Origin of the sequence: Humibacter sp. (genome assembly GCF_051954055.1) — a bacterium.
GTDB lineage: Bacteria > Actinomycetota > Actinomycetes > Actinomycetales > Microbacteriaceae > Humibacter.
In genome coordinates, this window is sequence record NZ_JBQCIE010000092.1 from 311,168 (window position 1) to 321,056 (window position 9,889).

Sequence of the window (9,889 nt, forward strand, 5' to 3'; positions counted from 1 at the left end):
ATGCGTTGCGTCGGCAGGCGGTGCGATGCGATGCCGGAGGGATCGTTACATTGTGGGGCATACCGGTGACATTGCGGTACGCGTTCCGTTCTCAGCGGAATCGACCGACGGCGAGCTCGCTGCGGATGGTGCCGGCTCACGATATATCGCGAAACCTCGAACACGATATATCGCGAGCTTTCCCGCCGCAAGCTTCTTCTCGAAATTGCTCTGCACCCACTCGTTCGGGAGGTCTCGCTGGCCGACTCGCCGGCTATCTCGGGGCGTCTCCCCAGGCACGCCGGAGCGGTGCCCTGACATTCGCCGAACGCGTGCGAGCATGACGGCGTGCCACTGGACTTCACCGCCATCGACTTCGAAACCGCGAATTCCAGCAGCGCGTCGGCGTGTTCGGTGGGTCTCGTCAAGGTGCGGGACGGCCGGGTGGTCGACACGGCGAGCTGGCTGATCAAGCCGCCGCCTGGGCACGACGTGTTCCTGGAGTGGAACATCCGCATCCACGGTATCCACGCCCGCGATGTGACGGATGCCCGTGGCTGGGCCGAGCAGTTCGCCGACCTCATCGGCTTTGCCGGTGACGACGCCTTCGTGGCGCACAATGCGGGATTCGACATGGGAGTCATCCGCGGCGCGTGCGCGGCAACGGGCATCCGCTGCCCCGGCTACGACTACCTGTGCAGCCTCCAGGTGGCGCGCAAGACGTACTCGCTGGATTCGTACCGTCTGCCGGTCGCCGCGATGGCTGCCGGGTTCGAGGGCTTCCACCACCACGAGGCCCTCGCCGACGCCGAGGCATGCGCGGCGATCGTCGTGCACGCAGCAGGACGCCACGGCGCTCGCTCGCTCGAGGAGCTCGCCGCCAAGGTCCCGGTGCGGATGGGACGTATCGGCGAGGTCGCGGCGGCGGCCTGACCGGGCCGTCGAACGACGTCCGTGATCGCGGCTCCGCCGCTCAATCGTGATGTGATCGCGGCTTCGCCGCTCAACATCACTCAATCGGCTTGGCCATGGATGCGAGCATCCACGGCCAAGCCTCAATCGTGATGTCAGTGGTCGGCGGGAGCATGGGGACATGGACGTTCTCTTCCTCATCATCGGCCTTCTCGTCGGGGGTGCGGCCGGCGTGTTCGGCGGCCTCGCCTACGGCAGGCGCGGCGTGCAGGAGGCCGCGGCAGTAGAGCCTCCCGAGGTGATCGCCGCCCGCCACGCTATGGAGATGGCCGAGGTGCGGGCGCAGGAACAGACGGCACAGGCGGCGCTGCGCGAGCAGCTCGCGGCAATGGCGGCGACCGCCGACGGGCTGCGCGAGAGCGTCCGTCGTCAGCAGCAGCAGTACGAGGAGTTGGCGGAGCGGCAGCGCCAGGAGCTGGCTGCCCAGCGTGAGCGCGAGCACGCCGAGAGCAAGGTGCTCCAGGCCCTCGCCCCCGTGCGGGAATCGCTGCAGGGCATGCAGAAGAAGGTGGCCGACCTCGAGGAGCAGCGCAGCAGGCAGCACGGCGAGCTCGCCCAGCAGCTGAAGTCGGCATCGGAATCCGAGGAGCGGCTGCGCGGCACCGCAGAGGCACTGGCCTCCGCGTTGCGCTCGAACAGCACGCGAGGGGTGTGGGGCGAGACGCAGCTGCGCAGCGTCGTGGAGGCGGCGGGCCTGCTGGAGCGCGTCGACTTCGACGTGCAGTCGAGCATCAGTTCGGATGCCGGAGCGGGCCGGCCCGACATGGTCGTGCACCTTCCCGGCGGCAAGAACATCGCCGTCGACGCGAAGGCGCCCTTCAATGCGTTCCTGGAGGCGAGCCAGATCCCGGCCACGGCCGCCGGCGAGGAGTCCGCCCGGCGCGCGGCACTGATGAAGCAGCACGTGAAGGCCGTGCGCGATCACATCACCACGCTCGGCAGCAAGGCCTACTGGGCGGGCCTGGATGCCTCGCCCGAGATGGTCATCGCGTTCATCCCCAGCGAATCGCTGGTCTCGGGTGCGATGGAGGCGGACCCCACGATCATGGAGTTCGCGTTCGGCAAGCGGGTGGCGCTGGCATCCCCGGTGACGCTGTGGTCGGTGCTCAAGACTGTCGCGTTCAGCTGGCAGCAGGACGTGCTGACCCAGGACGCGAAGCTGCTGTTCGATCTCAGCCGGGAGCTGTACTCCCGCCTGGCGACGACGGCTGCGCACATCGACAAGCTGGGCCGGTCCATCAAGGGCACGGTCAACGACTACAACAAGTTCGTGGGATCCCTGGAGCGTCAGGTGCTGCCCTCCGCGCGCAAGCTCGGCGCACTCGACGAATCGAAGGTCATCCCCTCCCTCGCGGGCCTCGAGGAGTCGCCGCGGGAGCTTACGGCGTTCGAGCTCGTCGGTGCGCTCGAGTCCGATTCGGAGTCCGACGGCCGGCCCGCTGAGCCGATCGCCATCGGCGACCGGCGGCGCTGATCACCACCACTTCGAGACGAGGTGCTCTGCCGAGATACGGCGCACCGTGCCCGAGGTGGAGCGGAGCACGATGCTGCTGGTGCGGATGAGCGGGCCCTCGCGGCGCACACCGTCCACGAGGCCACCGTCCGTGACACCGGTCGCCACGAAGATCGTGTTGTCGCCGGCCACGAGATCCTCGAGCTCGTACACCCGCTCCGGATCGAGCCCTGAAGCGATCGCGCGCTCCCGCTCCTCGTCGTCGCGGGGCGCCGGACGGGCCTGCATGAACCCGCCGAGCGCTTTGATGGCGCACGCGGTCGTGATGCCCTCCGGGCTCCCGCCGATTCCTATGCACGCATCGATGCGTGAGTCGTGGCGCGCCGCGTTGATGCCGCCGGCAACGTCGCCGTCGAGCATGAGACGCGTGCCTGCGCCCGCTTCCCTGATCTCCTCGATCAGCTCGGTGTGACGCGGACGGTCGAGCACCGCGACGCGCAGCTCCCCGATGTCCTTGCCGAGCGCACGGGCCAGCGCGCGCAGGTTCTCTCCCACCGGCTTGCGGATGTCCACCACTCCTGCGCCCTCGGGCCCGGTGACGATCTTGTCCATGTAGAAGACGCCCGAGGCATCCAGCATGGTGCCGCGATCGCTCACCGCGATGACGGAGAGTGCGTTCTGCCGCCCCGCCGCCGTGAGCGAGGTGCCGTCGATCGGGTCGACCGCGATGTCGCACGCGGGCCCTCGGCCGGTGCCCACGTGCTCGCCGTTGAAGAGCATCGGCGCGTGGTCCTTCTCCCCCTCGCCGATCACGACGACGCCGTCGAAGTCGACGGTGGCCAGGAAGGCGCGCATGGCGTCGACGGCCGCGCCGTCCGCGTCGTTCTTGCGCCCCTTGCCGATCCACGGCGTCGCACGGATGGCCGCGGCTTCCGTCGCGCGCACCAGTTCGAGTGCGAGGTTCCTGTCGGGGCGCAGCACCGTCGCCGAACGCGTGTCGTCGCTACGAACATCTGCTCCGGATGCGTGACTGTCGGCGGCGTCGTCCAGGTCTGCGGGCCGATCGATCAGGTCGCTGGGCACAAGCGCTCCTTCTGTGGGGTTCGATACCGTTCCGCGTTCTACGCTAGGAGCAGATCGGGCATCTCCCGGCGGAAAGACTGCCGAATGATTCGCGATTCTTCACAGCGCGTGAACTGAATGCTTTGAGGGACCGTCTCGGCTGCACCAGGCCGCTGCCTTGGACTCGTTAGACTCGTGGCGAATCCGCCCCTGTTTCATGAGGAGACGTCATGCCCATCGCGACCCCTGATCAGTACGCCGAGATGCTCGATCGTGCGAAGAAGGGCGGTTTCGCGTACCCCGCGATCAACGCATCCTCGTCGCAGTCGATCAACGCCATTCTTCAGGGTCTCACCGAGGCCGGCTCGGACGGCATCATCCAGGTCACCACGGGCGGCGCCGACTACTTCGCCGGCCACACCGTGAAGGCGCGTGCCACGGGCGCGCTCGCGTTCGCCAAGTTCGCCACCGAGGTGGCGAAGAGTTACCCGATCACCGTGGCCCTGCACACGGACCACTGCCCGAAGCCGGCGCTCGAGGACTTCGTGCTGCCGTTGATCGCGGCATCCGAAGAAGAGGTCAAGGCTGGGCGCAACCCGATCTTCCAGTCGCCCATGTGGGACGGCTCGGCCGTGCCACTGGACGAGAACCTCGAGATCGCGCAGGAGATGCTCAAGCGCACGCGCGCGATCAACGCCGTCCTCGAGGTCGAGATCGGCGTCGTCGGCGGCGAAGAGGATGGCGTCAAGCACGAGGGCACCAACGAGGCGCTCTACACCACGGTGGGCGACGTGACCAAGGCGGTCGAGGCGCTAGGGCTCGGCGAGAACGGCCGCTACATCGCCGCGCTCACGTTCGGCAACGTGCACGGCGTGTACAAGCCCGGGAACGTGAAGCTGCGTCCCGAGCTGCTCGGCGAGATCCAGGAGGGCATTCAGGAGCGCTTCGGCACCGGTCCGAAGCCGCTCGACCTGGTCGTCCACGGCGGCTCAGGATCCAGCGACGAGGAGATCGCGCAGGCCGTCGCGAATGGCGTGATCAAGATGAACATCGACACCGACACGCAGTACGCGTTCACGCGCTCGGTGGCCGGGTACATGTTCGAGAACTACTCGGGTGTGCTCAAGATCGACGGCGAGGTCGGCAACAAGAAGCAGTACGACCCGCGCGCCTGGGGCAAGGTCGCCGAGACCGCCATGGCACAGCGCGTCATCGAGGCGACACAGCAGCTCGGCTCCGCCGGTCAGTCCCTCTCCGGCAAATAGCGACGAGCATCATGGGAAGGGCGTCGGCGTCGAGCCGGCGCCCTTCTCGCGTTCACGGCTCGGTCCGTACCCCTCGGGCTCACAAATGCTGCATGTACGCCAGGAAAGTCGGGTCGTGCAGGAACAGGATGAGGTATCCGACCGCGCTCGCGAGGCTCGCGAGGAAGCCCGCCGCCAGCGGGATCCAGAACGCGATCCAGCCGCGCAGCATCGCCCAGCTGGACAGCCCCGCAGCCACGACCCACAAGGCGAGGAACGCGATCGCGACGACGTCGGCGACCGTTCCGGTGAGCGGCGTCACGATGTAGTCGCCGGTCAGTCCCATGCTGCGGTAGGCGCCGTCGATCTGACTGGCGATGCCGTCGCGACCGGCGATCGTGGTGATCACGTTGAAGAGGCCGAGCACCAGCAGAGCGATGGTGACCACCCGATCCGCCGGATGCCTCAGGGCCGTCGACGTCTCGGAAGGATGCCCCGCTTCCGGCGCCTGCGGAGGTGCGAAGCGGTCGGCGGCATCCGGGTGGAACGGCGACGGCTGCGGAATGTACGGAGGGCGCTGTTCCTCGGGCGGCGCGTAGTGCGGATTCGTCTCGGGCGCCTTGACCGCGGCACGCTGCTCCTCCGGCGTCGCGTACTCGCCGTACTGCGGGCGCGGACGGGAGCTCGAGTCGCTCATCGCGCTCGTCCCCCGAGAGCGCGGGCATCCTGCGTCCCGGCCTCGTCGCGTCGCAGCTCTTTGGGCAGCGAGAACATGAGGTCTTCCTCTGCGGTCTTGATGATCTCGACATCGCCGTAACCGGCATCCGCGAGGTCGTCCAGCAGTTCCTGCACGAGAACCTCGGGCACGGATGCCCCGCTCGTGACACCGATCGTGGTCACGCCGTCGAGCCATTCCTGTTCGACCTCGCTGGCGTAGTCGACACGGTGCGCCGCCTTCGCCCCGTTCTCCAGCGCCACCTCGACGAGACGCACGGAGTTGGACGAGTTGGCCGATCCGACGACGAGCACGAGGTCGGCCTCCTGCGCCACCTTCTTGATGGCGACCTGGCGGTTCTGCGTGGCGTAGCAGATGTCGTCGCTCGGCGGGTCGGCGAGCTTCGGGAAGCGCTCGCGCAGGCGACGCACGGTCTCCATCGTCTCGTCGACGGACAGCGTGGTCTGCGAGAGCCAGACCACGCGTTCCGGGTCCCGAACCTGCAGACCATCGACGTCGTCCGGGCCGTTCACCAGGGTGACGTGCTCCGGGGCCTCGCCGGCGGTGCCCTCGACCTCTTCGTGCCCGGCGTGGCCGATGAGCAGGATCTCGTAGTCGTCGCGCGCGAAGCGCACCGCCTCGCGGTGCACCTTCGTCACGAGTGGACAGGTGGCGTCGATCGCGCGCAGTCCGCGGTCTGCGGCCGCTTGCACCACGGAGGGCGCCACTCCGTGCGCACTGAACACGACGTGCGAGCCCTCTGGAACCTGATCGACGTCGTCGACGAAGATCGCACCACGCTTCTCGAGCGTCGAGACGACGTGGATGTTGTGCACGATCTGCTTGCGCACGTAGACCGGTGAGCCGTACCGCTCGAGGGCCTTCTCGACGGCGATGACGGCTCTATCCACACCCGCGCAGTATCCACGGGGTGCGGCCAACAGCACCCGTTTGCGTCCGACCACCGGGTTATCCTTGAGCCTGCCCCGAACGCCGGGAACGCGCGGCATCGCCAGGTCGATCGTCGTGTCGCTCACGGTAGCAAGCCTAGGCCGACAACAGTGGAGGGAACTGAGCGTGCCGGATGCCCTGCCCACGGTCGAAGCGCCGTGGCCGGTCGCCATTCTGGCCGGCAAGCTCCGTGACTACATCGACCGACTCGGAAGCGTCTGGGTCGAGGGCGAGGTCACGCAGTGGGGTGTCTCCGGCGGCAACGTCTACGGCAAGCTCAAGGACTGCGAGGCCGATGCGACGATCTCGTTCACGATCTGGTCGTCCACCCGTTCCCGCATCCCGGCCGACCTGAAGCAGGGCGACCGAGTCGTCGCCCTGATCAAGCCGAACTACTGGTTCAAGGGCGGCACGCTCACGATGCAGGTCTATGACATGCGTCATGTCGGGCTAGGCGACCTGCTGGAGCGGCTGGAGCGGCTGCGAGCGCAGCTGCGCGAGGAAGGCCTCTTCGAGCAGAGCCGCAAGAAGCCGCTCCCGTTCCTGCCGCACTGCATCGGCCTGGTGACCGGCAGGGACTCGGATGCCGAGAAGGATGTTCTGCGCAACGCGCAACTTCGTTGGCCGGCGGTGCGCTTCCGGGTGCGGCACGCAGCAGTGCAGGGCGACCGGTCCGCGGCCGACGTCGCGGCGGGCATCCGTGAGCTCGACGCCGATCCCGAGGTCGATGTGATCATCGTCGCCCGGGGTGGCGGCGACTTCCAGAACCTGCTTCCGTTCAGCGACGAGAACCTCGTTCGCACCGCGGCCGCCTGCGCGACGCCGCTGGTGAGCGCCATCGGGCACGAGAACGACCGGCCGATCCTCGACGACGTCGCCGACCTGCGAGCGTCGACGCCGACGGATGCCGCCAAGCGGGTCGTCCCCGATGTCGCTGAGGAACTGCTCCGCGTGCAGCAGGCGTCAATGCGCATGACGACGAGAGTGACGGCGTTGCTCACTCACGAGATCGATCGCATCGCCCAACTGCGATCGCGCCCCGCTCTGGCGTCCCACGACTGGATCGTCGCGTCCCGCGCCGAAGACCTCACTCGTTACGTCGCCCGCGGGGTCGAGCTGGTCGATCGTTGCGTCGAGCGCGCGGAGAACACGACCCGTGAGCTGTCCGTGCGCCTGCGCGCCCTTTCGCCGCAGAGCACCCTGGACCGTGGATACGCGATCGTGCAGGGCCCCGACGGCATTGTGCGACGACCGCACGATGCACCGAACGGGTCGCCGCTCCTTGTGGCGCTCGCCGAGGGGCGTCTGCGCGCGACTTCCATGGGCGAACATCCGTCGCACGAGCACGAGACGCCAGACGATGCGTCCACAGAGCAATCGGCCGGTCGTCGTTCCCCAGGGGAGCCGGCACCCAGCCCGTCTGCGGCGAGCCGCTCCTAGGATGGAAGACATGCCCTCCGACTCCACCGCACTCGACGCGCCGGCATCAGGCGCCCCGGCGAACGGCGCCGACGTCGGCACGTCCGACCTCAGCTACGAGCAGGCGCGGGACGAGCTGATCGGCGTGGTGTCGCGTCTGGAGCAGGGCACGTCGACCCTCGAGGAGTCGCTGGCGCTGTGGGAGCGCGGCGAAGCCCTCGCGCGACGCTGCGAGGAATGGCTCATCGGGGCCAAGGCGAGGCTCGATGCCGCACGAGCGGGCGTCGACCGCGCGGCAGGCACCGATCGGGCGTCCAGTGAAGATGCGCCTCGAGAGGATCCGTTCTAGAGGTCATGGCGAGGAACGAACATCCAGTCGTCGCCGAGCTCGGCCGGCCGGAGACGCCGGAGGAGACGGCGCGACGCAAGGCTCAGACATCCGCCGATCACCGCAGACGGCAGACGGTCAACAACCTGATCTACTCGCTGCTGGCCACCCTGGCGCTCGTCGTCGTGATCGTTCTCATGGTGCCGCGGCCGACGCCCGACGCGGTCAAGAGCGTGGACTACGTGAAGATCGCGGAACAGGGCGCCGGCACAGAACCCGACCCGCTGATCACGCCGAAGCTCCCCTCCGACTGGAAGTCGAACTCCGCGCAACTGCGTCAGCAGACCGACGACCGCGTCGACGAGTGGTACATCGGGCTGATCACGCCTTCTCAGCAATACATCGGCATGGTTCAGGGGTTTCGCGCGAATGCCACGTGGCTGGCCGGTCAGGTGGCGAACTCGAACCCCGTCGGCAGCACGACCGTGCACGGTGTCAAGTGGAGCATCTACGACAACCGGCAGTCCAGCCGCGACGTCGGCGATGTGCAGTACGCGCTGTCGGCCGCGGAAGGTGCGAGCACCGTGGTGCTCTACGGCACTGCCGACACCCAGGAATTCACCCAACTGGCGGATGTCGTAAGTCGGCAGCTCGCCTCCGACGCGAAGGAACACGGATGACCGACAGCAGACCCGCGGATGCCTGGAAGCAGCTGAAGGAGGGCAACGCGCGATTCGTCGCGGACCGCCCGCAGCACCCGCGGCAGGACGCTGAGCGCCGAGCAGAGACCGCGGGCTCGCAGGCACCGGTCGCCACGATCTTCGGATGCAGCGATTCTCGTCTGGCTGCCGAGATCATCTTCGACCTGGGGCTCGGCGACGCGTTCGTCATCCGCAATGCCGGTCAGGTGATCTCGGAGTCCGTCCTCGGGTCGATCGAGTACGCCGTGGCGGTGCTTCACGTGCCCCTCCTCCTGGTCCTCAGCCACGACAGCTGCGGCGCCGTCCGTGCCGCCATCGATTCGGCAGCGCCGGATGCAGACAGGCTCCCACCGCACATCGCCGACCTCATCGCGCCGATCGTTCCCGCCGTCCGGAGAGTCGCGGGCGAGACGCCCGACCCCTCTTCCGTGGATTCCACGGAAGTGGGACGCGAGCACGTGAAAGACACCGTCAGCGAGTTGCTGCGACGCAGCGAGCTCGTCGCCCAGGCCGTCGCCGATGGCGAACTGGCGATCGTCGGTGCCAACTATCGGCTCAGCGATGGCACGGTGTCCTCGCACCTTGTCATCGGCGAAGTCTGACCACCGGCCCAGAAACGCAGCGCAGCCGACACAACGACAGCCGACACAACGACAAAGGGATCCCAAGGAATGGACAGCCAGACGCCCGGCGAGACGGACGACTTCCGCATCGAGCACGACACGATGGGCGAGGTGCGGGTACCGCGCAACGCCCTGTACAGCGCCCAGACGCAACGGGCCGTGGAGAACTTCCCGATCTCGGGCTCGACGCTGGAGTCCGCCCAGATCGCCGCGCTCGCCCGCATCAAGAAGTCGGCCGCGCTCGCCAACGCTCGTCTGGGCGTCCTCGACGCCGACGTCGCCGAGGCCATCGCCGCCGCCGCCGACGAGGTCGTCAGCGGAGCCCACAACGGCGACTTCCCGATCGACGTGTACCAGACCGGCTCGGGCACGTCGTCGAACATGAACATGAACGAGGTGCTGGCGACGCTCGCCACCCGCCGGCTCGGCCGCCCGGTGCACC

General features: G+C 68.0%; 11 protein-coding genes. 8 read left to right on the plus strand and 3 right to left on the minus strand.

Annotated features, from left to right (window positions below; translation table 11 throughout):
- Positions 1 to 327: 327 nt before the first annotated feature.
- Positions 328 to 912 carry an exonuclease domain-containing protein gene (locus tag ACTHNC_RS11320; protein WP_440294696.1) on the plus strand — a complete coding sequence of 195 codons (585 nt, stop codon included), beginning with the start codon at positions 328 to 330 and terminating at the stop codon, positions 910 to 912.
- A gap of 160 nt (positions 913 to 1,072) precedes the next feature.
- Positions 1,073 to 2,425, plus strand: coding sequence for a DNA recombination protein RmuC (gene rmuC, locus ACTHNC_RS11325; protein ID WP_440294697.1), 1,353 nt, complete (start codon positions 1,073 to 1,075; stop codon positions 2,423 to 2,425).
- Here the strand turns inward: rmuC and glpX are convergent, their stop codons facing one another.
- The gene (glpX, locus tag ACTHNC_RS11330; RefSeq protein ID WP_440294717.1) at positions 2,426 to 3,385 is read right to left on the minus strand and encodes a class II fructose-bisphosphatase; all 960 of its coding nucleotides are present in this window, start codon (positions 3,383 to 3,385) and stop codon (positions 2,426 to 2,428) included.
- 311 nt (positions 3,386 to 3,696) lie between these two features.
- Between glpX and fbaA the strand changes: the two genes are divergently transcribed.
- A complete protein-coding gene (gene fbaA, locus ACTHNC_RS11335) occupies positions 3,697 to 4,731 on the plus strand; it encodes a class II fructose-bisphosphate aldolase (RefSeq protein WP_440294698.1) in 1,035 nt (344 codons plus the stop codon).
- A 79-nt stretch (positions 4,732 to 4,810) separates the two neighbouring features.
- Here fbaA and ACTHNC_RS11340 read toward each other — a convergent pair whose 3' ends face one another.
- On the minus strand, positions 4,811 to 5,407 hold the full coding sequence (locus ACTHNC_RS11340; RefSeq protein ID WP_440294699.1) for a DUF6264 family protein: 597 nt from the start codon (positions 5,405 to 5,407) through the stop codon (positions 4,811 to 4,813).
- Positions 5,404 to 6,435, minus strand: a complete 1,032-nt coding sequence (locus ACTHNC_RS11345; RefSeq protein ID WP_440294718.1) for a 4-hydroxy-3-methylbut-2-enyl diphosphate reductase — start codon at positions 6,433 to 6,435, stop codon at positions 5,404 to 5,406. Before ACTHNC_RS11345 ends, ACTHNC_RS11340 begins: the two co-directional genes overlap by 4 nt.
- A 16-nt stretch (positions 6,436 to 6,451) precedes the next feature.
- Between ACTHNC_RS11345 and xseA the strand changes: the two genes are divergently transcribed.
- From xseA to ACTHNC_RS11370, 5 genes are all read left to right on the plus strand, one after another.
- Positions 6,452 to 7,816 (plus strand): exodeoxyribonuclease VII large subunit, encoded by a 1,365-nt coding sequence (xseA, locus tag ACTHNC_RS11350; RefSeq protein ID WP_440294700.1) that lies wholly within the window; start codon positions 6,452 to 6,454, stop codon positions 7,814 to 7,816.
- 10 nt (positions 7,817 to 7,826) lie between these two features.
- Positions 7,827 to 8,144, plus strand: coding sequence for an exodeoxyribonuclease VII small subunit (locus tag ACTHNC_RS11355; protein WP_440294701.1), 318 nt, complete (start codon positions 7,827 to 7,829; stop codon positions 8,142 to 8,144).
- A 5-nt stretch (positions 8,145 to 8,149) separates the two neighbouring features.
- Entirely contained in the window at positions 8,150 to 8,803 is a 654-nt protein-coding gene (locus ACTHNC_RS11360; protein WP_440294702.1) for a DUF4245 domain-containing protein, read from the plus strand.
- Entirely contained in the window at positions 8,800 to 9,426 is a 627-nt protein-coding gene (locus ACTHNC_RS11365; RefSeq protein ID WP_440294703.1) for a carbonic anhydrase, read from the plus strand. The genes ACTHNC_RS11360 and ACTHNC_RS11365 overlap by 4 nt, the downstream gene beginning before the upstream one ends.
- Positions 9,427 to 9,495: 69 nt before the next feature.
- On the plus strand, positions 9,496 to 9,889 hold a 394-nt coding region (locus ACTHNC_RS11370; RefSeq protein ID WP_440294704.1), incomplete at its 3' end, for a lyase family protein.

Coding starts and splice junctions, on each gene's coding strand:
- rmuC (WP_440294697.1), top strand. CDS start 1,073: ATGGACGTTCTCTTCCTCATCATCGGCCTTCTCGTCGGGGGTGCGGCC.
- ACTHNC_RS11340 (WP_440294699.1), bottom strand. CDS start 5,407: ATGAGCGACTCGAGCTCCCGTCCGCGCCCGCAGTACGGCGAGTACGCG.
- ACTHNC_RS11345 (WP_440294718.1), bottom strand. CDS start 6,435: ATGCCGCGCGTTCCCGGCGTTCGGGGCAGGCTCAAGGATAACCCGGTG.
- ACTHNC_RS11360 (WP_440294702.1), top strand. CDS start 8,150: ATGGCGAGGAACGAACATCCAGTCGTCGCCGAGCTCGGCCGGCCGGAG.
- ACTHNC_RS11355 (WP_440294701.1), top strand. CDS start 7,827: ATGCCCTCCGACTCCACCGCACTCGACGCGCCGGCATCAGGCGCCCCG.
- fbaA (WP_440294698.1), top strand. CDS start 3,697: ATGCCCATCGCGACCCCTGATCAGTACGCCGAGATGCTCGATCGTGCG.
- ACTHNC_RS11365 (WP_440294703.1), top strand. CDS start 8,800: ATGACCGACAGCAGACCCGCGGATGCCTGGAAGCAGCTGAAGGAGGGC.